Source organism: Colwellia sp. BRX8-5, from assembly GCF_014077325.1.
Lineage (GTDB): Bacteria > Pseudomonadota > Gammaproteobacteria > Enterobacterales > Alteromonadaceae > Colwellia_A.
Window position 1 is genome coordinate 73,116 of record NZ_JACGVR010000013.1, and the last position, 24,563, is coordinate 97,678.

General features: G+C 37.5%; 18 protein-coding genes and 4 tRNA genes. 16 read left to right on the forward strand and 6 right to left on the reverse strand.

What is annotated here, in order from left to right:
• Nucleotides 1-263: 263 nt before the first annotated feature.
• The gene (locus tag H4J62_RS10750) at nucleotides 264-3,788 is read right to left on the reverse strand and encodes a BACON domain-containing protein (protein ID WP_182216917.1); all 3,525 of its coding nucleotides are present in this window, start codon (nucleotides 3,786-3,788) and stop codon (nucleotides 264-266) included.
• Nucleotides 3,789-3,979: 191 nt separating this feature from the next.
• On the opposite strand from H4J62_RS10750, the gene H4J62_RS10755 reads away from it, so the two are divergent.
• The 7 genes from H4J62_RS10755 to H4J62_RS10785 all read left to right on the forward strand — a co-directional run bounded on the left by H4J62_RS10755 (nucleotide 3,980) and on the right by H4J62_RS10785 (nucleotide 8,745).
• Nucleotides 3,980-4,426: a regulatory protein RecX gene (locus H4J62_RS10755; RefSeq protein ID WP_182216915.1), complete on the forward strand. Its 447-nt coding sequence runs from the start codon at nucleotides 3,980-3,982 to the stop codon at nucleotides 4,424-4,426.
• Between the two features lie 44 nt (nucleotides 4,427-4,470).
• Nucleotides 4,471-7,095, forward strand: a complete 2,625-nt coding sequence (gene alaS, locus H4J62_RS10760) for an alanine--tRNA ligase (RefSeq protein WP_182216913.1) — start codon at nucleotides 4,471-4,473, stop codon at nucleotides 7,093-7,095.
• 412 nt (nucleotides 7,096-7,507) lie between these two features.
• Nucleotides 7,508-7,717, forward strand: a complete 210-nt coding sequence (csrA, locus tag H4J62_RS10765; RefSeq protein ID WP_070375981.1) for a carbon storage regulator CsrA — start codon at nucleotides 7,508-7,510, stop codon at nucleotides 7,715-7,717.
• A gap of 343 nt (nucleotides 7,718-8,060) precedes the next feature.
• Nucleotides 8,061-8,152, forward strand: a tRNA-Ser gene (locus H4J62_RS10770).
• Nucleotides 8,153-8,242: 90 nt separating this feature from the next.
• Nucleotides 8,243-8,319: transfer RNA gene (locus H4J62_RS10775), tRNA-Arg, on the forward strand.
• A gap of 94 nt (nucleotides 8,320-8,413) precedes the next feature.
• Nucleotides 8,414-8,490: transfer RNA gene (locus H4J62_RS10780), tRNA-Arg, on the forward strand.
• A gap of 178 nt (nucleotides 8,491-8,668) precedes the next feature.
• Nucleotides 8,669-8,745, forward strand: a tRNA-Arg gene (locus H4J62_RS10785).
• 298 nt (nucleotides 8,746-9,043) lie between these two features.
• On the opposite strand, the gene H4J62_RS10790 is transcribed toward H4J62_RS10785, so the two are convergent.
• Together H4J62_RS10790 and mutH are read right to left on the reverse strand one after the other, a co-directional pair.
• Nucleotides 9,044-11,860 (reverse strand): diguanylate cyclase domain-containing protein, encoded by a 2,817-nt coding sequence (locus H4J62_RS10790; RefSeq protein ID WP_182216911.1) that lies wholly within the window; start codon nucleotides 11,858-11,860, stop codon nucleotides 9,044-9,046.
• Between the two features lie 237 nt (nucleotides 11,861-12,097).
• Nucleotides 12,098-12,766 (reverse strand): DNA mismatch repair endonuclease MutH, encoded by a 669-nt coding sequence (gene mutH / locus H4J62_RS10795; protein ID WP_310733524.1) that lies wholly within the window; start codon nucleotides 12,764-12,766, stop codon nucleotides 12,098-12,100.
• A 162-nt stretch (nucleotides 12,767-12,928) separates the two neighbouring features.
• Here mutH and rppH point away from each other — a divergent pair, with 162 nt between their 5' ends.
• From rppH to H4J62_RS10815, 4 genes are all read left to right on the forward strand, one after another.
• Entirely contained in the window at nucleotides 12,929-13,435 is a 507-nt protein-coding gene (gene rppH / locus H4J62_RS10800; protein ID WP_182216909.1) for an RNA pyrophosphohydrolase, read from the forward strand.
• Nucleotides 13,436-13,547: 112 nt separating this feature from the next.
• Nucleotides 13,548-15,824: a phosphoenolpyruvate--protein phosphotransferase gene (ptsP, locus tag H4J62_RS10805; RefSeq protein ID WP_182216907.1), complete on the forward strand. Its 2,277-nt coding sequence runs from the start codon at nucleotides 13,548-13,550 to the stop codon at nucleotides 15,822-15,824.
• A gap of 36 nt (nucleotides 15,825-15,860) precedes the next feature.
• A complete protein-coding gene (locus tag H4J62_RS10810) occupies nucleotides 15,861-16,682 on the forward strand; it encodes a sulfite exporter TauE/SafE family protein (RefSeq protein WP_070375985.1) in 822 nt (273 codons plus the stop codon).
• Between the two features lie 48 nt (nucleotides 16,683-16,730).
• On the forward strand, nucleotides 16,731-17,564 hold the full coding sequence (locus H4J62_RS10815) for a thymidylate synthase (protein ID WP_182216905.1): 834 nt from the start codon (nucleotides 16,731-16,733) through the stop codon (nucleotides 17,562-17,564).
• Between the two features lie 58 nt (nucleotides 17,565-17,622).
• Here the strand turns inward: H4J62_RS10815 and H4J62_RS10820 are convergent, their stop codons facing one another.
• Together H4J62_RS10820 and yegQ are read right to left on the reverse strand one after the other, a co-directional pair.
• On the reverse strand, nucleotides 17,623-17,868 hold the full coding sequence (locus tag H4J62_RS10820; protein ID WP_182216903.1) for a YfhL family 4Fe-4S dicluster ferredoxin: 246 nt from the start codon (nucleotides 17,866-17,868) through the stop codon (nucleotides 17,623-17,625).
• Between the two features lie 7 nt (nucleotides 17,869-17,875).
• Nucleotides 17,876-19,276, reverse strand: coding sequence for a tRNA 5-hydroxyuridine modification protein YegQ (yegQ, locus tag H4J62_RS10825; protein WP_182216901.1), 1,401 nt, complete (start codon nucleotides 19,274-19,276; stop codon nucleotides 17,876-17,878).
• 271 nt (nucleotides 19,277-19,547) lie between these two features.
• Here yegQ and H4J62_RS10830 point away from each other — a divergent pair, with 271 nt between their 5' ends.
• The gene (locus H4J62_RS10830; RefSeq protein WP_182216900.1) at nucleotides 19,548-20,390 is read left to right on the forward strand and encodes an HDOD domain-containing protein; all 843 of its coding nucleotides are present in this window, start codon (nucleotides 19,548-19,550) and stop codon (nucleotides 20,388-20,390) included.
• A gap of 106 nt (nucleotides 20,391-20,496) precedes the next feature.
• Here the strand turns inward: H4J62_RS10830 and tolC are convergent, their stop codons facing one another.
• On the reverse strand, nucleotides 20,497-21,858 hold the full coding sequence (gene tolC, locus H4J62_RS10835; RefSeq protein ID WP_182216898.1) for an outer membrane channel protein TolC: 1,362 nt from the start codon (nucleotides 21,856-21,858) through the stop codon (nucleotides 20,497-20,499).
• Nucleotides 21,859-22,053: 195 nt separating this feature from the next.
• Between tolC and H4J62_RS10840 the strand changes: the two genes are divergently transcribed.
• Genes H4J62_RS10840 through H4J62_RS10855 form a run of 4 tightly spaced genes read left to right on the forward strand, consistent with a single transcriptional unit; the run spans nucleotide 22,054 to nucleotide 24,555 of the window.
• Entirely contained in the window at nucleotides 22,054-22,692 is a 639-nt protein-coding gene (locus tag H4J62_RS10840) for an NUDIX domain-containing protein (RefSeq protein WP_182216896.1), read from the forward strand.
• The gene (locus H4J62_RS10845) at nucleotides 22,693-23,187 is read left to right on the forward strand and encodes a DUF1249 domain-containing protein (RefSeq protein WP_182216895.1); all 495 of its coding nucleotides are present in this window, start codon (nucleotides 22,693-22,695) and stop codon (nucleotides 23,185-23,187) included.
• Between the two features lie 5 nt (nucleotides 23,188-23,192).
• Nucleotides 23,193-23,954: a metallophosphoesterase gene (locus tag H4J62_RS10850; protein WP_220470087.1), complete on the forward strand. Its 762-nt coding sequence runs from the start codon at nucleotides 23,193-23,195 to the stop codon at nucleotides 23,952-23,954.
• A 1-nt stretch (nucleotide 23,955) separates the two neighbouring features.
• Nucleotides 23,956-24,555, forward strand: coding sequence for a YqiA/YcfP family alpha/beta fold hydrolase (locus H4J62_RS10855; RefSeq protein ID WP_182216893.1), 600 nt, complete (start codon nucleotides 23,956-23,958; stop codon nucleotides 24,553-24,555).
• The last annotated feature ends 8 nt before the right edge of the window (nucleotides 24,556-24,563 follow it).

Here is a 24,563-nt window from a genome sequence, read left to right on the forward strand (position 1 = left end):
TTAAATGTTAGACAATTAAATGACTTTGTTAATATCGTATAGACAAAGCTAATGAATTTATTCTATGTTGCACTCGGCCAAGCTACAAGATGCAGCACGTTTAAAAACGGTGAGTAACCGGTTAAAAAAGCTGAATTGTTAAGTTGTCAGCTTTTACCTTGATTATTTTTGTAAAATACATAATAAGATAAATAAGTAGGCTTTAGTGGAAATAAAAATCCCGTGCGAGCACGGGATTATATAAGTGCAATATGTAGCTGAGCTTAATCAGGAATATAATCAAGTACTAAGCTATTTGCAGTTGAATTGTAGTGAATAATTCGCTGGTAGTTTGGCGATATATAACTGTCAAAAGAACCGGCAGTATATCCGACGGTAAATAAGGCTTGTTGGTTTTCATCATATTTACTGAGAATAAAAATACTACTACTACTATCTAAACGATAGAAATAACTATTATTAGCCGAGTCAATGGCTACGTTAACCGTTCGTATACTCGCTCGTAAAACGCCTTGGTCAGTAAAACTTGTACCATCAAAAGTTGTCCACTCTGAAGTGGTGCTTGCTGTATAAAGATCTGCGCCACGACTACTGGTGACTATATTTAATAAAACGCCACTATAAGCGCTGTTAATATTTTCATTACTGGCAATTTGTTGAACACTTTCAGCAGTAAAGGCATTGTACGCTAAGGTATATTGTAGCAATGCTGAAGTGTTAGTGTTGTAAGCAATAACATGATTGCTTGCCGGTACGTCATAGATAATGGGTGAGTTGAAAGTATTTTCTCTATCCCAAAACTGCACCGCTAAAGCTAAGTTTGCATATTCTAACGCTTGACTGATAACAATGGCTTTACCGGCGACCATCGCAATAGTTTTAGGCCTAGATTGTAGATCTATGTCAGCAGCTGGCAGTAAGTTAATACTGAAATCGTTAAGGTTTATTTGATAATGATTAATACGCGTTTGCGGCTGCCCATTTTCATCGTTGTAGTTTTCACTATTTGAAGCTAACAAGAGTGAGCCATCAGGGTGAATAACCAAGTCGGTTAAATCAACACCGCCAAGCGGTGAATTAATCGTTGTTATTGCAGCGCCAGTAATAATATTAAACACTTTTATCACATCACCTTGGCCGATATAAATATTAGGACGCAGTGGGTCTAATACGACAGCTGAGGTATTAGGTGTAATATCAGTGATAACAATTTCACTGATGCTTGTTGTGTCAAAATCGCCTTTTTCAAAGCTGACTTTTATTGTACCTTTGACGCTTTCAGAACTATTGACCGGTGCTAAGGTGATTTCGCCATAGTACAAACCATTAGTCGTTATTTTGCTTGGATCGGCGTCGATCGCTAGGGTATTATTAACGGTATCAGCCGTTAACGTTAACCAATTAACATTACTTTGTGCTTGCCAAGCTACCGCACTGGATTTATTGGTGACAATATCTACCGTATGACTGAGCGTTGACTTGTCCGCTTGTGAAGTAAAGGTTAGTGCTGAAGCGTTACTGAATAACCTTATTTCATCAACCGCTAACTCAATCACTACTTGTACATTGATACCCGTCTCTGGGTCGGTAATAGTAATGATACCGGTAAATAAACCCCAACCGATGATCTCATTTGAATCAATGGAAATAACAAGCGTTTTAGTCTCTTGCGTTGTTGTTTGAGTCAAAGATAACCATGAAACATCTGTTGTTGCTTGCCATGAATCACTCACGCCTGAAATAGTCAATTCCTGGCTAGCAACGCTGGCATTGCCTAAGGTAGTATTAAAAGACAACTGAGATGCCGACACATCAAACTGCGCTAAAGTTACCATTTCTATTTGAGTACTATTTATCGCGTTCACTAACAAGCGTTTATTATCAGATGAAATATAAATGCTGGTGGGCTGTTGTCCCTGAGTTTCAATGGTAGCAGTCAGTGCTGATGCTTGGTTGTAAACATTCACAACGAAGCCGCTAGCGGGAACAAAACGAAGATAATGGGCAAAATTGTTATTCGACTTTTCAACAAATAACGTCGTTGCACCGTCTGCTTGGTTGAGTAATCCCATATCGGTAAAAGCGGTGCCATCGAAGCTAATGTGTTCACTTGTTGGGCTAATAAGATAAAGCGCCGTTTCGTTATCATTAACGACAAAGCTTGAAATACTATCGGCTTCAGCTAACCGTTCTGGTTTATATTCATGGGTTAAGCTCGTAATGATTTTATCTTGACTAAAGTCATTAATTTTTGCGTTATAGCGATTTAAGGTTGCTGTTTGAAAGTCTAATGCATATAAAGCTTCTGTTTCACTGGCTTGGTCAATGGTTTCCGTGAAAAAGATATTTTCACGATCCCAAAATAAGCGTTGTAACTCTTCATTTGCGTATTCAAGTGTTTGCGTGACAATAAAGTATCGGCCAGAAAATTGTACGTAACGGCTAGGTTCAAACTCTATGGTTGGTGATGCAATTTCAGTAAAACTATAATCGCTTAAATTGATATTATAACGATGAACAACTTCAGTGGTAGTCTCGTCTTCATTGATAACAACTTCAAGCGCTTTTGCTAGTAATTTACTACCGTCAGGATGAACAATAAATTGCTCAAGTAGGGTGTTATCAGGAGCGATAGCGATGGTTGCAATTAATTCACCACTATATTGTTGATAAACAAGTAAGTTGTTTTCTGAGCCAACATAAAAGTAGGGCATGTTAGGTGCTGCTATCACGGTATCGATATTTGCGGCTATGTCCGTGATGACTTTAGTTTCTGTTTGCTCAGTACTTTGAAATAATGATACCGGTAGAACATGCCCAATAACAACTTCATTTTCAATGGCATTGAGGGTTATTTCAGTTTGACTTATCGCCGCTACCGGCATGGCATTAACATCAACAGCAACCTTAAGAAAATCATTGTCGAGTTTTGTTAAGGTTAACCAGGTTGAGGCGGAACTTGCTTGCCAATTTATTTCAGCGCTGCTGTTGGTACTGACTTTGATGGTTTGCTCAAGCACTGAAATATTCGCGGTTGACGTAAAAGCCAAGCTGGCTTGGTTGGCATACAAATATTGATTATCTAAACCAACTTCTACAGGGATAAGCTTAGTATCACCCGTTGTTGTTTCGGTGAGTATAATATTTCCGCTTGCTAACTGCGCGGCAGTAAAACTGCTAATATTGGGGGTAACGGTGACCGTTGCATCACCTGAGCCCGAAGATATGTCAAAAGTTATCCAGTCAATATCACTGCTTAACTGCCAGTTATTACTCTCACTGGTGATAGCGATTGTTTGGCTAGGAATGCTGAGATCACCAAAGGTGCCACGAAAACTGACCAGCTCAGTATCTATATTTGCTTGCCAAATAAGTAATGAAACGTTGATGTCATGATGCACTAAGGTTGCGCCATTATCAGAGAGTTCGCCCGTTGAAAAACGCAGCTTTGTGACGTATTCACCTAAATTAATTTGGTCTGCTTGGGTTAAATCAATATGAACAGTGGCAGAATTACTGGTTAGGTTTTCAGTTCTAAAGGCTAGCCAGCCCACGGGTTGGGAGTCAGGGGCATAACCCACTAATAAACCGTCGCCAGCAAAAGTAACATTAACGGTTATTGAATCGTCAAACTCAGTAATTATCTCATTGCTAAAGCTAATCGTTGAAACATCAGCGTTGATGGCGTAATTTTTTGATTTATCATTAGAACCACCACAGGCAGAAAGCAATAATGTTATACAAAAAATGGTGAACATTTGACTGAGGTTCTTAAAACATACCTTCATACAGATCCCTGTTTTATTTTGCTGTTTATCTGCAAACTTTACGCTTACTTTTATAACAACTTATTCTGCGTGATTATTCACTCAAAGTAAAAACTTATTATTTATCTAAAATTTAAATAATTGAACACTATAATTATCCGTTAATTTAAAGGTAAAATAAGCGGTAAAACGTCTTTAAAGGTGATGAATCATTGAACAAAGCTATCTTACATTGTTCGGTAGGTATCCTCTCTCGTCGCGAGCATTCTTATGAAGAGTTAATGCAAAAGCTCAAATTTCGTCAACACAGTGAAGATGAAATTACGCCAGTCCTTGAATTTCTAATTAAAAAAAACTATTTGAGTGACCAACGTTTTGCCGAATCTTTGTTTGGTAGCCGTCTTAATAAAGGTTATGGTTGGCTTTATATTAGCAATGAATTGGAACAAAAAGGTGTTTGCGATACTATTATAGCTGAACTGAGTAAAAATCAGCAAATTGATTGGTATCTTCAAGCCGAGCTTGCGTATAATAAACGCTTTGGCGAAAGTACAATTAAAGACCAAAAAGATAAATTAAAACGCATTCGATTTATGCAGTCTCGAGGTTTCTCTTCGGATGAAATCATGATATTGATTAAATATACTCATAGCGATTAAACGAATAAATTCAAGAATTAACTTTTCAGAGAGTGAACATTCCCATGATTAAAACTAGTGCACAATTACGACAGACTTTTTTAGACTTTTATGCTTCGAAGCAACATCAAATTGTTCCAAGTAGTTCATTAGTTCCAGGTAATGACGCGACGTTATTATTTACCAATGCTGGTATGGTTCCTTTTAAGGACGTTTTTTTAGGGGCAGAGAGCAGAAGTTATACCCGTGCAACCTCGTCGCAACGTTGTGTTCGTGCGGGTGGTAAACATAACGATCTAGAGAACGTTGGCTACACGGCGCGCCATCATACTTTCTTTGAAATGTTAGGTAACTTTAGTTTTGGTGATTACTTTAAAGAAGACGCTATACGTTTTGCCTGGGAATTTTTAACCGTCAAATTAGCCTTACCTAAAGAAAAGCTATTAGTGACTGTTTATGACAGTGACGAAGAAGCCTTCGCTTTTTGGCGTGACGAAATAGGTATTCCGGTAGATAAAATTATTCGTATCGGTGATAAGTCACCCAGTAAAAAGTACGAGTCAGACAACTTTTGGTCAATGGGTGATACGGGGCCATGTGGACCTTGCTCTGAAATATTCTATGATCATGGTGAAAATATTTTTGGTGGACCTCCAGGCTCACCAGATGAAGATGGTGATCGTTTTATTGAAATTTGGAACTTAGTCTTCATGCAGTACAACCGTCATGCTGACGGTACCATGGAAAACTTGCCAAAGCCTTCTGTTGATACAGGTATGGGCTTAGAACGTATTTCAGCGATAATGCAAGGCGTGCATAGCAATTATGAAATTGATATTTTTCAAGGCTTAATTAAAGATACTGCTGAGTTGTTACAGTGCAATGATTTAGAACATAAGTCTTTGCGTGTAATTGCCGATCATATTCGCTCATGTAGCTTCTTAATAGCCGATGGTGTTATGCCTTCAAACGAAGGTCGTGGCTATGTATTACGTCGTATTATTCGACGTGCCGTACGCCACGGTCATAAATTAGAAGCAAAATCACACTTCTTTCATCGACTAGTTGTTTCATTAGGTAAGCAAATGGGTGAAGCCTACCCTGAGCTTATTAGCCAACAAGCGGTTATTGAAAAAATATTACGTATCGAAGAAGAGCAATTTGGCCGCACCCTAGATCGTGGCATGATCTTACTTGAAGATATTTTAGCGAATCTTAAAGGCGACACTATTTCAGGTGACGATACCTTTAAACTTTATGACACCTATGGTTTTCCTGCTGATTTAACGGCAGATATTGCCCGAGAACGTCAATTAAAAGTCGACCACAATGGTTTTGACATTGCTATGGGACTTCAACGCGAACGTGCTCAGCAAGCAAGTCAGTTTGGTTCTAACTATAACGACCAGCTTAAATCTGATCACAACACGCAGTTTAAAGGTTATACCCGTAATGAATTCTCCGCAACGATTGTTGAATTATTCAATAACGAAGCGTCGGTTGCTGAATTAAAAGCAGGCGAGCAGGGCATTGTTATTTTGGACAAAACACCTTTTTATGCTGAGTCGGGTGGCCAAGCAGGAGACCAAGGCCTTCTTCATATTGATGACGGTATATTTGAAGTACATGACACCACTAAAATGGGTAACGCCTTTGCTCATAAAGGAATTGCTCGCGTAAATATTGGCTTAAATCGCCTAGTAAAAGCTGAAATAAATACTGAGCGACGCGCAGCTATCGTTAAAAACCACACGGCTACTCACCTTCTTCATGCGGCATTACGTAGCGTCTTGGGTGAACATGTTACGCAAAAAGGTTCGTTATGTGATGCTGAAAAGTTACGCTTTGACTTCTCTCACTTTGAAGGGGTTACCGCGCAAGAGTTGCAAACTGTTGAACGTCTAGTTAACCAAGAAATACGTAATAATTTGTCTCGTGAAACCAACTTAATGCAAATAGACGAAGCTAAAGAAAAAGGCGCTATGGCTTTATTTGGTGAGAAATACGACGATGAAGTACGAGTGGTTACTTTAGGTGGTTTCTCTACCGAGCTCTGTGGTGGTGTTCATGTTGAGCGTACTGGCGATATTGGCTTTGTTAAAATAGTGTCAGAATCAGGTATAGCTGCAGGTGTTCGTCGTATAGAAGCTGTTTCCGGTGAGTGTGCACTTGCTTTTACTGAGCAGCAAGGTTCAAACCTAAGCTTAGTTGCCTCAATGGTTAAATCTGATGTGGCGAGTATGCCAGGGAAAGTTGAGCAATTAATTAGTCGTGGTAAGCAACTCGAAAAAGAAATTCAAATCCTAAAACAGCAAGTAGCGGCTCAAGCCGGTTCTGATTTAATCAGTGAGGCTGTCGATGTTAATGGTGTGAAGGTACTTATTGCAGATTTAGCAGGTACCGAGTCTAAAGCGCTTCGCGGCATGATGGATGAACTCAAGAATAAAATAGGCTCAGGGATCATTTTATTAGGCACAGCATCAGACGGAAAAGTAGGTTTGATCGCTGGTGTAACTAAAGATCTCACTGGACAGGTAAAAGCCGGTGATTTAGTTAATGCCGCAGCACAGCATGTCGGTGGCAAAGGAGGTGGGCGTCCAGATATGGCACAAGCTGGTGGCAACAAGCCAGAGAATTTATCTATGGCATTAGACACAGCGAAAGCATGGTTAATTGACCAGTTATCGTAATATTATAGTAAGCTAATATATTTCATTAAGGAGCGTTTTAGCTCCTTTTTTGTGGGTAAATCTTTTAAATAGTAAGTTAGGTTACTTAGCGGTTAATGCATAGTTAACATACGTCAACTACAATATTAATAATAACAAATAGTTATAATTATTTCCAAAAAATAACTTTATTGCTTGAATAAGCTTGCTAGAATGCCAATATTGGTTATAAGTGCAAAGTTAATAACTGATTATCACTCGTGGTAATAAAATCTTTGTAAATAGTGGTAAAACTGGGTCTTAGTGAACTTAAGTAACTATTTTTTACAAAGTTTTTAATTTTTATTATGTACTTTTACCAAAATTAAACTAAATTTATTACTAGCTTATAATTTTTTAGTGGACTGGCTTTTAAACATAAAGGATATTTAGGATGTTAATTTTAACTCGTAGGGTTGGTGAAACGTTAATGATTGGTGACGAAGTTACCGTCACTGTTTTAGGTGTAAAGGGTAATCAGGTTCGTATTGGCGTAAATGCGCCAAAAGAAATATCTGTTCACCGTGAAGAAATTTACATGCGAATACAAGCAGAAAAAACAGGAAGTGACAGTAGCGAAGCCGAAACAGGTAATAAATTTTAGCTTTGTTGAACACCTTCATTAAAAAAAGTCGGCAATTGCCGACTTTTTTAATGACTAATATTAATTTTTTTTAGCATTAATTTAGTGACAATAATCTTTTTGAGCTTGAAAAATAGCCTTGTTGGTTGAAATCTCGGCAAACAGATTTAAAAGTACAGAAAAATAGAAAATATTGTTGACTTATTTTCTCGATCCATTAGTATTCGCACCCACTGGAGATGTGACCGATTGGTTGAAGACGCTCACCTGTTAAAGGAGTATCTGGCTACTAGCCTGATAGAGAGTTTTTTCTAAGATGTATTTCAAAGTACGCATTAGAACTCAACAGTAAAGAAGTAAAAATGGAGAGCTGTCCGAGTGGCCGAAGGAGCTCCCCTGCTAAGGGAGTAACGGCTTTAAATCCGTTCGAGAGTTCGAATCTCTCGCTCTCCGCCATTACTTTTATTAAAGGTAACTGCGGTAAAAGTAATAAATGCAAAGCAATTTGCTATCTTTAGACTAAGATATAAAAAATAGTTCATGTGAGGGCGCGTAGCTCAGCTGGATAGAGTACCTGGCTACGAACCAGGCGGTCGCAGGTTCGACTCCTGCCGCGCCCACCACTTTTCTTTATTGAAATGTGGACTAAGCAAATATCATAGCTTATAAAATTAATAGATATTATCTTCAAACGAGATATTAAATAAGGTTTAATGTGGGCGCGTAGCTCAGCTGGATAGAGTACCTGGCTACGAACCAGGCGGTCGCAGGTTCGACTCCTGCCGCGCCCACCACATTTGCTGTAAAGCTGGAATAAACCAATCTTCGGATTGGTTTTTTTTCTTCTGGAATATAGCAGTTAAAAACTCAAGTATCATCCTTAGGAGATATTTTGAGTTGTTAAGCAAATACCAAAGCTTATAAAAATAATGGGTGTTATCTTTGAACAAGATAGTAAATAAAGTTTAATGTGGGCGCGTAGCTCAGCTGGATAGAGTACCTGGCTACGAACCAGGCGGTCGCAGGTTCGACTCCTGCCGCGCCCACCACATTTGCTGAAAAGCAGAAATAAACCAATCTTCGGATTGGTTTTTTTTCGTCTAAAGTAAAGTGATAGTGTATCGAACCTGCTGGAGAGACCGAGCATATAATAGCAGCTACGAAACTAACCGCTTCCGATCGCAGGTTCAACCCAGCCGCGCCCACCACATTTGCTGAAAAGCAGGAATAAACCAACTTTCGAGTTGGTTTTATTTGCCTGGAATTTGGTTTGTTCCGTCTGTAAAAAGTTAAAGTCGCTTTGGAGGAAAGCTTGCTAGATAAACAGGGTTTTTTAATATAGCTATTTTAAACGGATCTATTTCTGCCTTGCTTTTTGGCTAAGTATAAATTTTCATCGGCTTGGCCAATAAGCTTTGTTATGAACGTTATACGTTCAGACCTATTTTTCAGGGGTTCTACAAGTGAATTTACTACGCCTACGCTAATGGTAATATTTGATGATACCGCAGAGTGCTCATGGTTTATGCCTAATGTATTAATGGATTTTATGCAAAGGTCGGCAAAATTTTTAGCTTGTTGATGGTCAATTTCTGGTAATGCAATAATAAATTCTTCCCCGCCGTATCTAGCCAAAATGTCACCGCTACGGTGCAAGCAAGATAAAAGGTTTTGTGCAACCAGCTTTAAGCATAAATCACCAGCTAAGTGGCCATAATTATCGTTATACTGCTTAAAATAATCTATATCTATCATTAGAATACTAAAGTGATACTTATTTCGGCTGGCTCTTTTTATTTCTTCATCCACGAAATTTTGAAAGGCCCTACGGTTATTTATTCCAGTTAATTGATCTTTGTTTGACAGTAGCTCTAATGATAGATTCATCTCCTGCAGTTTTTGATTGGCAATTGACAAATCTGCCGTTCTTTTTTCGACAATCCTCTCTAGTTCTAAATGACTTTCATATAGTTTCCAAAAATTTTTGCGCTGTTTAATTTTTATGATACTGGTTGCTATGGCTTTTTTTATCCATGTTAAAAGCTTAAAAATAGTCCCTTTCCTGATCACTTTTATTAAAAGTAGTTTGATCTTTTGATTTGACTGGGCTAAACCGCACTTAACCTGAACTTCTAGTAAATATTCTCCAGAAGGAAGGGCTGAGTACATTATTGGTTCGTGTTTGGTTTTTCGCCAATTATCGTGAAATCCAACCAGTCGATAGTGATAACTAATGCTTTTTTCTTTCCACAACCAATAAGAACAAAGCATAATGTCGAGGTTCCAACTACCTTCTTCTATGGTTAATATATTGCCATCAAGCAGGAATTGGCTACTGCTCGAAACAGATTTTATCTCAGGTATTGGTGCTTGTATGGTATCAATTAATCTGGGTATTTCAATGACGTTTAAGCTTTCATTGAGACCACACCAGTAACTATCTTCACCTTTCCTCAATAGGCTACGGCTGGTTGTAAACTCCCAAAACTGACGTTCGGGAACATTATTAATAACGTACTTTGGTTGCCGACAATTGATGTCAAACAACTGCAGACCTTGCGAAGTACCAATGAGTATTTCATCTTTATTGTGCCATCGGCAGGTCCAGGCTGCGATAGAATCGCTAGACTCGAAAATTTCGGTGACTTGTGAGTCAATCATCAACAATAGTTTATTGTCAGCTGCTATCGCGTATGCACCCTCTTTATTAACGTTAATATCGTAGATGTTAAGGTATTTATTCTTTAATTCGACAGAAATGAGCGTGTTGTCATCGGTGTTATAGATCCACAGTCCTCGACCAAGTGTTGTAACAAAATAGTTATTTGTATCTTTCGGGACTATTGTGTAGATATAACTTAAGGTTTTTCCTAATGAATCATTGATAGGTTCAAACTTTTTACTGCTTGGATAAAATATGAATAAACCGTAAACACTGCCATATAGATAATTTTCTCCAATATTCTGAATACAACGTCCAGCACCAATGTTTTTGTCAGTAAAAAGTTGTACAGAAGAATTATCTGTCATTTCACAGATGGCTAGCCCTTCATTACAGGCAGCAAAGATTTTTAGCTGTTTGTCTTGGTAAATATCCCAACAAGTTAAGTTTTTTAAGCTGCTTATTTCACTCTGTATCGCATCATTTTGCGATGAAAGTGAATAACTATGGCCTGTGCCTCCAATAAGAATGTCTTGTCCATTTTGAGCCAGTCGAAGCGTTAGTATTGATGTAGCTTTTTTAGGTACAAACGTTCGAATATAGTCATTCAAAGCTGGATACTTAATTAATCCACTGAAGTCGGTAGTAGCCCAAAGATTGTTGAATGAATCGTAACAAAGATCGGTGATTTTTGCGGTGGTAAATAGCGTCTTTCCTTTTTTCCAAATGTAATCGTGCTTTATTAGTTCGTATACACAGGTTTTCTCTGCAATGATCATATGATTTGAATGAGGAAACAATATACGGACAATCATTGACTCTATATCAGGGAGTTGGATATGCTCTTTAAGTTTTAAATCAAAATCTAAAATGATGATGCTCTTGTTATTAGCAATGAGAAAGCCTTGCGTCGATGCACTAATATGGTTCGCCGAGTTAAAGCTCTTGGTGTATTGATTAATAAGAGGTCGAATCATTTCATTTTGGTACACCCAAATGCCTGACTGTGACATTTGAATAAGAATAGTTTGATCTTTGCTTTTAACAATACTGAGTACGCCTTCGCCGGAAACGTCAAGGCTTACTTTGTTCAATTCATCTGACTTGCTATTCCATCGATATAGCCCTTTGGCGCATCCTAATAAATAGTGGTTGTTATCAATAGATATCGCGCATTGGCACCAACCAAGGCCAAGGTCAACTGTATTAAGATCAACGATGGATTGATGGGTTTCAGCGTTTATAATTGAAATGCCTAAATCTGAGCAGGCTAAAATAGTATCTCTATTTGAAGTAACTGAACGTTGACCGTGAGTTAAAAGTCCTGAATGTTGATTAAGAATTTCAACGTGTTCACCATCATATATAGCTAATCCATTAGGTGTGCTTAGCCAAAATTTTCGGTGAGAATAACACAGACTATGTATTTGTTGTGATGGCAGTCCTTCAAGGCGGGAGATATTCTCGATTATTAAAGAAGGCTTAAGGGGGAGACTATTCATAGAATGACCATAGTATATTTCAGATAAGCCTTATAACGTATTCTTTCAAAACCAGTAACAACGAAATGAATCAACGAGTAATAAGATCAGTACCTGTAACAATAGTTTAAATTTTACTTTTTAGCATAGATAAGTTCATAAATTCAGTAGTTAAAGTAAATCAGTCAATTAATAATTACCTGATGGTTTGTGTATTTAAGATAAGTTTCAATTGAAATATGAATACCGCAGATATCGTTAATCAATACGCAAATGATTACGTAATAACATGTGTGTAAAAGATGTTTTTAAATAAAAGCCACGAGGCAGTGTTCGAAAGGGCTCGCCGTGTTTATTAAAGGCTTGTGTTTTAGCTTGGCTATTGGCCGCTTTGGGGCGAAGTTGTAACACTTGGCCATGTTTTCCTGAGATGTTTTCTACTTCACCTAATACAATCATATCGGTAAGCTCTTGCCAGTCTAGGGCGAGTAATTGTTCTTCTTCATAAGACGGGGACCAAATAAAAGGGGTGCCAACTATACGCTCGCCTATTGGTATATGTCGTTCAGAAATTACCGGTACCCATAAAACACGCGCCATTTTGTTGCGTATATGGCTGGTTTTCCAACTAGCCCCTACTAAGCCAGTCAAAGGTGCAACACATACAAATGTTGTCTCTAAAGGTTTGCCTTGCATGCTAATGGGTAACGATTTTAATTCAATACCTAAATGTGGAAAGTCAGGTTCAGGTTTTGACCCCGCACTAGCGCCAAGAACCTGCTCAAGTAAAAGACCTATCCAACCTTTTTCTCTCGTTAAATTCTCAGGGACTACTACGCCTGCTTGTTCAGCTATTTCAGCTAAATTAAGTCCAGCAAGCGCTTGCGCTCTTTTTAGTAAATCATCTTCGTTAGTAGGGATATTAATTTTAATGAGTAAACTCTTTAGTCGTGACTTTTCTTTACTCAGTATAAAGATTCATAACTTTTGACGCTATGGTCTAGATAAAATAAAAAATTAATTAATTGCCCGCAAGCCCATATTATGGAAGAATCAAGATATATTTTATGAAAGTTATTGGGAATTCCTTTGATAGATGCCGAAGGCTATAGAGCTAATGTCGGCATAGTCATAATCAATGATAGAGGACAAGTATTTTGGGCTAGGCGTTATGGTCAACACTCGTGGCAATATCCACAAGGGGGGGTTGATGAGGGAGAAACAGCAGAAGAAACCATGTACCGAGAATTACACGAAGAAGTGGGATTAAAACCGGAACATGTCAGTATTGTTGCTTCGACCAAACACTGGTTGAGATATAAATTACCAAAACGTTTAATTAGGCATGAAAGTAAACCTGTTTGTATTGGGCAAAAACAGAAATGGTTTTTACTTAAGCTAACTTCAGAAGAGTCTGCGGTTGATTTACTTCACTCTGATCATCCAGAGTTTGATGATTGGCGTTGGGTAAGTTACTGGTACCCAGTGCGTCAGGTAGTGTCTTTTAAACGTGAAGTTTACCGTAAAGTGATGAAGGAATTTGCTCAGGCGTCTATGCCTTCTTATCGCCATCAAAACCGTAAACGTCGTAGTTGATTATTATTATGTAGCAGTTTTATACGACAAAACAAAATGTATAATATACCCGTATCACTTAAAGATGACCCTATATCTTAAAGTGAACGGGCATTTTTATTTAAGGAGCCGTATGTTAACTATCCTACGGAGAATTGTTCTAGAATTTAGCCAAAACGCTGAACTCGACAGTGCATTACATCGTATGGTGGAACAAATAAAAGAAACGATGAATACTGACTGTTGTTCAATTTATCTTGCTGACCACCTCAAACAACATTTTTTATTGGTTGCCTCTGACGGTTTGGCAGAAGGTTCATTAGGTCAAACAACCATCGGTTTTACTGAAGGCTTAGTCGGTTTAGTTGGCCAGCGAGAAGAACCACTTAACATTGCTAATGCGCAAAACCATCCTCAATTTATTCATGCCCCTGAAGTTGAGGAAGACGAATTAAATGCCTTTCTGGGGACCCCCATCATTCATCGACGAAAAGTGCTGGGCATACTGGCGATTCAACAAAAAGAGGCTAGGCATTTTACCGAAAATGAAGAAGCATTCTTAGTTACCTTATCAGCCCAATTAGCTACTTCATTGGCCAATGCTGAAGCTAATGTGTTAATCACAGAGCAAGATGCTAATAGTCATTGGACTAAAGCATTACAGGGTGTTGCTGGCTCCTCAGGGGTAATGATTGGTGAAATGTTTGTTGTGTATCCAGCGGTAAGTTTAGCTTCTGTTTCTTTACAACGAACTAAAACCCCAACGCTAGAGTTACAATTTTTTGAAGAAGCCGTGGCGAAAACACGCATAGATTTTGATTTCATGGCCAGTAAGTTACAAGGGATTATTGCGGAGAGTACTTTAGATATTTTCGATATGTATAAGCAATTATTAAATAATGCAAATATTACTAAAGAAGTTACCCAGAAAATAATATCAGGTTGGACTGCTGAAAGTGCTTTAAAACAAATCATTGATAGCTATATTATTCAGTTTGAAGCCTTAGATGACCGTTATTTGCGTGAAAGGGCCAGTGATATACGCGATTTAGGTAATCGATTATTACTTAACTTAAAAAAACTAAATATAAAAGAGCAACAACTTCCACGAGAATTTATACTAGTTGCTGAAGAAGTAACGGCAGCTATGCTTGCACAATACCAGCACCAAGGCTTAAAAGGTGTAGTCTCGCTTCAGGGCTCCAATAATTCTCATGCTGCTATTTTAGCAAGAGCACTAGGTGTGCCAGCGGTAATGGGTATTGAGAAAATTTCGCTTAGTCGATTACACCAGAAGAACTGTATTGTAGATGGCTTTAGTGGTGAGCTTTTTGTTCAGCCTAATGAAGCCTTACAACGTGAATATCAACACTTAATCACTCAAGAGATATTACTCGCCGATAAGGTTAAAAAAGTAGCGCAATTGCCTGCTATTACCAAAGATGGTCAAACCATTGAGTTGCAACTTAATGCTGGGCTTTCATCAGGGTTTGAATATTCAAAAAATTCAGGTGCTGTAGGGATCGGTTTGTATCGTACTGAAATTCCTTTTATGAACCGCAGCTGCTTTCCCTCTGAGTCAGAGCAAACTGAACTTTATCGTCAAGTATTAAGTGCTTTTCCTGATCAACCTGTAACTATGCGTACCTTAGATGTTGGTGGTGACAAGTCGTTACCCTATTTTCCGATAAATGAAGATAATCCATTTCTTGGTTGGCGTGGTATTCGCATTACACTTGACCATCCTGAAATTTTTCTCTTACAAGTACGAGCAATGTTGCGAGCGAATGTTGGCTTAAATAATTTAGAGATTATGTTGCCGATGATTTCAAGTACTTTAGAGGTAGACGAAGCAACTCGCTTAATCAATCAAGCTTATTATGAACTGTCTGGTGAACTTGATTTTATCGGTGAAGAAAAGCTCACTCGTCCAAAAGTTGGTATAATGATCGAAGTGCCAGGTATTATTTATCAATTGCCTGAATTAGCCAGTAAAGTTGATTTCTTTTCGGTGGGTAGTAATGATTTAACTCAATATTTATTAGCAGTTGACCGAAATAATGCCCGCGTATCAGCGTTATATAATTCATATCATCCAGCTGTTTTAAGAGCGCTTAACCATATTGCTGAACAATCAGCTCGCTCATTGGTACCCTTGAGCCTATGCGGCGAGCTAGCCAGTGAACCAGCAGGCGCTTTATTATTATTAGCGATGGGGTATGACAAATTGAGTATGAACGCGCATAATATCGCAAAAATTAAATGGGTGATCCGCCATGTTGATTTTCATCAAGTAAAAATGATGTTGGCGCATGTGTTAACCCTTTCTACATCCAAACAAGTACACAGTTATTTAAATGAACAACTTGAACAATTCGGTTTAAGTAGTTTCGTACGTGCCGGTAGGTAATGTATCCGGTTAATTTAACTTAAAAAGCAGTAAACAATGTTATTAAGTATCTTTCTAATTTGCGTGTTACTCGGCTCAGTGGTCGGTTTCTCTGCTGGTCTTTTAGGCATAGGTGGCGGGTTGATAATTGTACCCGCTTTGGTGTATTTATTACCGCAGCTAGGGATTGAACCGAACTTAGTTATGCCAATGGCGCTTGCGACCTCGTTAGCCACTATTGTTGTTACTTCACTTTCCGCGGCGTTAGCTCATCACCGTAATAGCAATATACCTTGGCCACTTGCTAAGCAACTCATGATGGCGATTGCATTAGGATCGTTACTTGGCGGATTTATTGCTGATATGCTTTCTGTTGTTGCACTAAAAAATACTTTTGCTATTGCTGTTTTTTTACTTTCGTCTTATATGTTTATTGCTATAAATCGAGCGAAGAAAAATAAATTAATTAATCACAATGATGATGAAAAACTACCCAAAAATATCATTGTTAAAGGTATTGGCTTTTTTACTGGTATTTTAGCAAGTCTAATGGGCATTGCTGGTGGTGCTATTCTAGTCCCGATATTAAGTTACTTTAAAGTCCCTCTACGCCAATGTATTGGTGTTGCCACGGTCAGTGGTATGGTTGTGGCCATATTTGGTGTTAGCGGCTATGTGATTGCTGGTTGGGGAGAAGAGAATTTACCCAAATATAGCTTAGGCTATGTTTATTTACCTGCCTTGCTTGGTATCATTATTACGTCTTCTCTTTTTGCCCCAATAGGTGTTAAAGCGGCGAGTAAGCTACCGGTTGGTACTATCAAGAAAGCATTTGCGATATTTTTGATGCTAGTAGCAGTTAAAATGATATTAAGTTAGTACAATAGCGTTTGTTTAAAATTAAAATTTTTTAGAGAAGGAAAGACAGTGAAAGAATATTTAGATCTCATGCGACATGTTCGTGATAACGGCGTACAAAAATCAGACCGCACAGGTACAGGCACCAAAAGTATTTTTGGTTATCAAATGCGTTTTGACTTAGCAAAAGGCTTTCCACTGGTCACCACTAAAAAATGTCATCTAAAATCAATTATTCATGAATTATTATGGTTTATTAAAGGTGAGTCTAATATTGCTTACTTAAGTGAGAATGGCGTTAAAATTTGGGATGCTTGGGCAACAGAGTCGGGCGAACTAGGGCCTGTATATGGAGTACAGTGGCGTAATTGGCCATCAGCCAATGGCGAAACAATTGATCAACTTACACAATTGATTGATGATTTAAAAAATAACCCAGATTCACGACGTCATATTATTACCGCTTGGAATCCTGCATTATTACCTGATACATCTATAAGCCCTGCAGAGAATGCTGCACAGGGCAAGCAAGCATTACCCCCGTGCCATACGCTTTTTCAATTCTATGTACTCAATGGCAAGCTGTCGTGTCAATTATATCAACGCAGTGCCGACATCTTTCTAGGTGTACCCTTTAATATTGCAAGTTATGCACTATTTACCATGATGATCGCCCAAGTCTGTGATTTAGAGCTAGGTGATTTTGTTCATACTTTCGGAGATGCTCATTTATACTCAAACCATATGGAACAAGTTGATGAACAACTAAGTCGCACTCCGCTACCTTTGCCAACTATGAAAATTAATCCTGAGATAAAAAGTATTTTTGATTTTACTTTTGAAGACTTTGAATTAGTGAATTATCAATGCCACGCTCATATAAAAGCCGCTATATCTGTCTAAATACAAACTTAATCGACTGAGCAATTGCACGTTATTGTTTCAGTCGTAGTAGGTGCTGTTAACCATGCATAGCGATAAATTTAGCTAATAACGTTTGCTCATTTTCATTATGCTTTGGATCTTTTTTGATACAATCAATAGGACAAACGCTAATACAAGTCGGCTTGTCATAATGGCCAACACATTCAGTACATTTATCCACGTCAATTTCATAAATCATGCTACCCAATGCAATGGCCTCATTAGGACATTCTAGATCACACATATCACAGTTAATACATGCATCTTCTATAATCAGTGCCATGGCCCTATTACGCTACTTGATTTTGTGTAAACGGTTGGCGTGTTGTGCCACCTTCATTAAGGTAGCGCATAATAATACCAAAAGTTAAATCGTGCTCAGTTACTAACGAAATTGATACTTTATGACCGGACCCTTTTGCGTCAATAATAACTTCACCTTTGGCGTTCTCCATATGAGATAAAACAAAAGATGTATTACCTAGCGGTGTCATTAACTCTAAACGGTCACCGACTAGAAATTTATTTTTTACTTCTATTTCTACTAAACCTGTTATTTCGTTGCGGCCTAATATTTCACCAACAAATTGCTGAGTATCACTTTTTGAATAACCGTAATCAGAATTTTGTGTGTCACTATGGCGGTGACGTTTTAAGAAACCTTGGGTATAACCTCGGTGAGCAAGATGTTCTAAATCGGTATTTAAATTTTGATTAAAAGGTTTATTACTTAAAGCATCAGAAATAGCTTGGCCATAAATTTGTGCTGTTCGAGCACAGTAATAAAATGATTTAGTTCGACCTTCAATTTTTAATGAATGCACGCCTATTTTTATTAAACGTTCTACATGTTCAACGGCACGTAAATCCTTTGAATTCATTATATAAGTACCGTGCTCATCTTCAAATGCTGGCATATATTCACCGGGTCGACCTTGCTCTTGCAATAAAATAATATCCTCAATTGGTTGTTGCTCTGGAATAATGATTTTAGCTGAATCAGGGATAAATAGTTCTGGTTTTACTTTAATGTCTGGCTGTACCGCTATTATATCACCGGTTTCGTTTTCTTTTGCTTGGTGGCTATCATATTTCCAACGACAAGCATTTGTACATGTTCCTTGATTTGGGTCGCGTTTATTAATGTAACCAGACAACAAGCAACGACCAGAATATGCCATGCATAAAGCACCATGAACAAAAACTTCTAATTCCATTTCAGGGCATCGAAAACGAATCTCTTCAATTTCATCAAGCGATAATTCACGTGATAAAATAACGCGCTCAACACCTTGTTGATACCAAAACTTTACGGTTGCCCAATTAACCGCATTAGCTTGCACAGATAGATGAATTGGCATATCAGGGAATTTTTCCCGTACCATCATGATAAGGCCGGGATCAGACATGATCAGGGCATCGGGCTGCATTGCTATAACGGGCGTAATATCTTTAATAAACGTTGTTAATTTACTGTTATGTGCAGCAATATTATTGACTAAGTAAAACTTTTTACCTAGGGAATGAGCTTCATTAATACCAATTTTAAGATTCTCTAAATTGAATTCATTATTTCTCACCCGTAAAGAGTAACGGGGTTGCCCTGCGTACACAGCATCAGCTCCGTAAGCAAAAGCATAACGCATATTTTTTAAGGTTCCAGCAGGCGATAATAATTCAGGTTTTAGCATAATGAACAACATAGATGATTTATATTAGCGGTATTATAAAAACATCGTTTGTCATAGGTAAACAGCTTATCAGGCGGTTCTTTGATGAAAATCATATTAAGTGATTAAAAACTAGAATTTTAAATATTTGAGCATTTGTCTAATAAAGATACAGTATTGAAAAATTTACTAATATTTGACCTAAAATAATAATATAAGCAAAAAACTGTGCTACTTTTTAATGTAATACAATTGATAATTGACAAATGATAATAATAATTAAGGTGAGACTATGGGAACTGAAAATGCCCTTTATACAATTTTAGTAGAAAAAATTAAACAAGATGCGCTTGTACTTCCAACCTTGCCAGAAGTAGCACTGAAAGTGCGCCAAGCGGCGGATGACCCAAACATTAACTTAAAACAAATGAGTGATATTATCGGTCATGACCCTGCTTTATCTTTGGGTATGTTGAAAGTAGCGAATAGCGTTATTTTAGGACGTTCTGTTAAAGTTGAAACAGTCAACCAGGCTGTAACTCGCATTGGTTTGCGCCAAATCAAAAGTATCGCAACAGCGATGGCGTTAGAGCAAGTATTTGTTTCAAAAAATGAAATAGTTTCAATGTATTTGAAAAAGTCATGGAAAAAAACCGTCGATGTAGCCGCAGTTGCCATCAGTTTAATGACTTTTTATATCCAAGACCATAAACACACATCATTAACGTTAGACACCTTAACATTGGCGGCACTGGTTCATAATATAGGTGTTTTACCCATTTTAACTGAAGCTGAAAATCATCCTGATGTTTTCGCTAACCCGACTTTTTTACAGCAAGCTATTGCTAAGTTAGCTGCGGATATTGGTGGAGAAGTGACTAAAGCGTGGGGATTCTCAGATGAATTTGTCACTTTAGTAACCAGTTGGAGTGATTTAACGGTATTACCTTCTGAAACTCATTATTTGGACTTCATTCGTGCAGGTGCTATTCACAACGGTATTTTCAAGAATGTATCAACCTGTGAAGTGTTATTAAAAAGCTATGTGAATAAAGGTATTTTACCTGACGTGGACTTTATGAAAAGTGAAGAATTTCAACAGATGGTTACTGATGTAAAAACTATGTTTAGTTAATAACAATAAAGTTGTAGACAATAAAAAACCCTGAAATATCAGGGTTTTTTTATATCTATAACTTTTAAACCTACAATTAATACTTCACAAAGGAAGTTTAATAAGCTTACTTAGCGGCACTTAACCCTTGATTGATGTTGATTAAGTCTTGCTCACTGATTGTACCTGCCGCACGTTTTAACGATAAAATTGATTGTACATAATTATAGCGCGTTGATGATAAGTTACGTTTTGCGTTATATAAATTACGCGTGCTATCTAACACATCAACAATAGTACGAGTTCCTACTTCAAAACCAGCTTCCGTTGCTTTTAATGCACTATCAGCACTAACAACAGATTGCTCAAGGGCTTTGATTGCCGAAACAGCAGCAATAACGGTGTTGTAAGCATTACGTGTATTACGAACAACATTACGATAAGTTAACTCTAAATCTTGGCTGGCAGCAACATAGTTGCTCTGTGCTTCGCGAACAGCACTTGACGTAGCGCCACCAGAATAAATAGGTACGTTTAACGTTATGCCGATAGACTGACTATCTAAAGCAGGGTTTTCAAAAGTGGCATTGTTTACTTCGTTATCTTGATCTCTAGCACCATAACTGCCCGATAAACTTAATGTTGGATAATGACCAGATCTTGCGATATTAATATTTTCTTTAGCAACATCAACCGCTATTTTTTGGCTAATTAAATCTAAATTTTTTGCTTCTGCTGTTTGTTGCCATTCGTTTGCACTGTCGGGTATAGGGCGTGAGGTACTGAAACGTTCAGTGTTTAAAACACTTAAGTCTCTTGGATACACATTGGTAATTACCCTTAACGCTTCTTCTGCAGTGTAAACACTGTTTTCAGCGCGAATTTCAGAAGTAACGGCATTATCGTATTGCGACTGTGCTTCATGCACGTCTGTTACTGCTTTTAGACCAACAGAGTAACGTTGTTTTGTCTGTTCTAATTGACGCTCAATAGCCGCTTTCTCAGCTTTAGCAAAATCTAAATCGTCTTTAGCACTTAAAACATCAAAATAAGCGGTCGTTACTCTAACAATCAATTCTTGTTTTGCTGCTTGATAAGAAACATCACTGCGGTGCGCGGCTTTTTTGGCATTATCTAATCTTAACCATGTACTATGATTGTATAATGACATACTTAAACTCAAGCCATAGCGCAAAGTATCAGATTTATTGGTCAATGTTCTATTTGATGATTGCCCATCATCCGATGTTGGAATAAATTGATCTTTACTCATTGTGTAGCTAGCTGAAGCACTGATCTCTGGTAATAAAACAGCTCTGGCTTGATCTATGCCTTCTTTTGATGCGTTAAATAAAGCCTTTGATCTCAATACGGTAGGATCATTTTTTTGTGCTTGTTGATAAACGCCCAATAAATCTTCAGCGTTAACTAACGTAGTATTAGTTACACAAACCAAACCAATGATCAGTGCCGTAATTGTTTTTTTCATGAGTGAGCTATTCCTTTGAGTGTGCCATGTACGCTATATTATTATGATACTATCGTATCTTGATTTTTGAATTAGCTAAATAAAATAAGTGTTTGCGAATGCATTCTAGTGTAACAAAATGTTTTATGCTAGTGCTCGCTTTATTATAGTATCTTCATTTATTTTAAATTTTTATATGGGAAATAAAGCCACTCAATGCCTAACAAAAATACAAAACCATCAAAGTTTTCAAATAAAGACGTCACTATTTATCAACAAAAAACCTGCTACCAAGGTGTGTTTAAAATGGATGAGTATCAACTTAGTCATCGATTATTTGATGGTGGCGAAAGTAAAGTATTAACGCGCGAAGTTTTTGAACGTGGTCATGCGGTAGTCGTTATTCCTTACGATGCGACCTATGATCGTGTTGTGTTAATCGAACAATTTCGAGTTGGCGCTATTGGTCAAGGAGACACGCCATGGCTATTAGAGTTTGTCGCCGGTATGTTTGGTCAAGATGAATCGCCTATTGATGTTGCTATTCGAGAAGCTAAAGAAGAAGCCGACTTAACGTTAAATGCTAATCAACTCGATAAAGTGCTGGAGTATTTTTCAAGTCCTGGTGGTATGAGCGAAGTTATACATTTATATGTTGCTAATATAGATAGCAAAAATGTCTCAGGGGTGCACGGTTTAGAAACTGAAAGTGAAGATATTTTGTTGCATGTCATGTCAAGAGAACAAGCCATGTCGTTGTTAGAAAATGGAAAAATCACCAATGCAGCAACAATAATTGGGTTACAATGGCTACAGAATAACTTTCATCAACTACAGCAGAAATGGTCTTCGTAAATGATACAGCAAAGTAAAAAATATCAGCCAAGATTATCAACCTTAATGAATCTTTGTGAAGTTAACTATATGTTTTTAGTTCGCTTATTGGCCAGTCATAACGATGAAGAAGCGGTTGGTGATGAGCGGCGTTTTTTTATTTCTGATTTTTTATCTTACAAGATAACAATACTCGAAATTACTCGCTACACCAGCTTGGTGAGTATTCGCCAAGAACTGCCTAAGACAAAAGCAGTCGTTACTGGAGAAGATAACAATAATAAAACGGTATTTGACCACATTTTACGTCCCAAAATGATTATCCGTTTATATCATGATGCTCGAATGGCTGAGGTGATCAGTAATCAAGACATCAAACAAGTTAAACCTCGTTACGATTATCCTAATAGTAAAATGCATTTACCTGATGAAAAAGAGCAAATTAATCAGTTTCTTAAAGAATGGCTGCAACTTTGTTTAAAGTTAGGCCAAGTCAACTTATCACTTTTTGAGTAATCCTTTTGTCTTCTATTTTTAAAATTGCGCAAATAAGCGACTGCCATTTGTTTTCTCAAACAGATGGTTTGCATCATGGTGCTAATGTTTACCATAATTTAGTCAGTGTTTTAGACGACATTAAAAATCAGCATTTAGTCGATGCTATTGTATTCACCGGTGATATAACTCAAGACCATAGTGAAAAGTCTTATCAACTTTTTGTGCAAGCTGTTGTTGAAAGTGACATAGCGATACCTTTTTATTATTTGGCGGGTAATCATGATGAACTCGAGTTATTGGATCAATATTTATCTGTTCCTCCTTTCAATCGTGAAAAAGTCTTTAATGATAAATATTGGCAAATTGTTTTACTTAATAGTAAAAGTGAAACACCGAAAGGTCTGGTAACACCAAGCGATTTATCTGCATTTGAGTCAATCGTTGATGATAAAAAACATCAATTAGTGATGATGCATCATCACCCATTAGATGTTGGTTATTTTATTGATCAACACGGTTTAGAAAATCAAGCAGAGTTTTGGCAAACGATTAATAAGTTTTCGAGTATCAAAGCCATTACCTGTGGTCATGTGCATCAAGCATTAACCTTGTATTCAGACCAATCACCAGCCATTCCCTTATTTACTTGTCCCGCTACATCGATTCAATTTGACACCAATAAAAGCGCTGGTGCTTCAAATGGACAAGGGCCAGGCTATCGTGTTTTTTCGCTATTTACTGATGGAAAAATAAAGTCAGACAGCTACTTTTTAACAAAGGAATAAAATGTCTAAACAGGTTAATATTTTATATCTACATGGTTTTAATTCATCACCACAATCGATGAAAGCACAACTGACAAAGCATTACTTTAATGAACATTTTCCCGAAGTCTCATTTTTTAGCCCTCAGTTAGCTTCGTCACCAACGGCTGTTATCGAACAATTAACGACACTAATAGACTCAAAAAGCGATAAAGAAAACATTTGGTATTTTATTGGTTCATCACTAGGTGGCTATTTTTCAACGTATTTATCAGAGAAATATCAAGGCAAAGCCGTATTAATTAATCCGGCGGTAAAGCCCTTTGAATTATTAGTTGATTATTTAGGTGAACAAACTAATCCTTACACACAGGAAGTTTATTACATTGAAAAGCATTTTATTGAGTCATTAAAAAGCCTTGAACAACAATTTATTTCGAAAAATAATTACTTGGTCATGGTACAAACAGGCGATGAAGTGTTAGATTATCAAAAAGCTGTCGATAAATATTGTGACTGCCAAATAATTGTCCAGCAAGGCGGGGATCACAGCTTTATTGATTACTCGAAAGTGTTACCTAAAATTGCGATGTTTTTTAATTTATACCCAACGAGTCAATAAAGTAGACC

Excerpts from the sequence above, each read along its gene's own strand:
- H4J62_RS10750 (WP_182216917.1), bottom strand. The coding sequence starts at position 3,788 with ATGAAGGTATGTTTTAAGAACCTCAGTCAAATGTTCACCATTTTTTGT.
- H4J62_RS10840 (WP_182216896.1), top strand. The coding sequence starts at position 22,054 with ATGCCTAACAAAAATACAAAACCATCAAAGTTTTCAAATAAAGACGTC.
- H4J62_RS10845 (WP_182216895.1), top strand. The coding sequence starts at position 22,693 with ATGATACAGCAAAGTAAAAAATATCAGCCAAGATTATCAACCTTAATG.
- alaS (WP_182216913.1), top strand. The coding sequence starts at position 4,471 with ATGATTAAAACTAGTGCACAATTACGACAGACTTTTTTAGACTTTTAT.
- tolC (WP_182216898.1), bottom strand. The coding sequence starts at position 21,858 with ATGAAAAAAACAATTACGGCACTGATCATTGGTTTGGTTTGTGTAACT.
- ptsP (WP_182216907.1), top strand. The coding sequence starts at position 13,548 with ATGTTAACTATCCTACGGAGAATTGTTCTAGAATTTAGCCAAAACGCT.
- yegQ (WP_182216901.1), bottom strand. The coding sequence starts at position 19,276 with ATGCTAAAACCTGAATTATTATCGCCTGCTGGAACCTTAAAAAATATG.
- H4J62_RS10790 (WP_182216911.1), bottom strand. The coding sequence starts at position 11,860 with ATGAATAGTCTCCCCCTTAAGCCTTCTTTAATAATCGAGAATATCTCC.
- H4J62_RS10855 (WP_182216893.1), top strand. The coding sequence starts at position 23,956 with ATGTCTAAACAGGTTAATATTTTATATCTACATGGTTTTAATTCATCA.
- H4J62_RS10830 (WP_182216900.1), top strand. The coding sequence starts at position 19,548 with ATGGGAACTGAAAATGCCCTTTATACAATTTTAGTAGAAAAAATTAAA.
- H4J62_RS10810 (WP_070375985.1), top strand. The coding sequence starts at position 15,861 with ATGTTATTAAGTATCTTTCTAATTTGCGTGTTACTCGGCTCAGTGGTC.
- csrA (WP_070375981.1), top strand. The coding sequence starts at position 7,508 with ATGTTAATTTTAACTCGTAGGGTTGGTGAAACGTTAATGATTGGTGAC.
- H4J62_RS10820 (WP_182216903.1), bottom strand. The coding sequence starts at position 17,868 with ATGGCACTGATTATAGAAGATGCATGTATTAACTGTGATATGTGTGAT.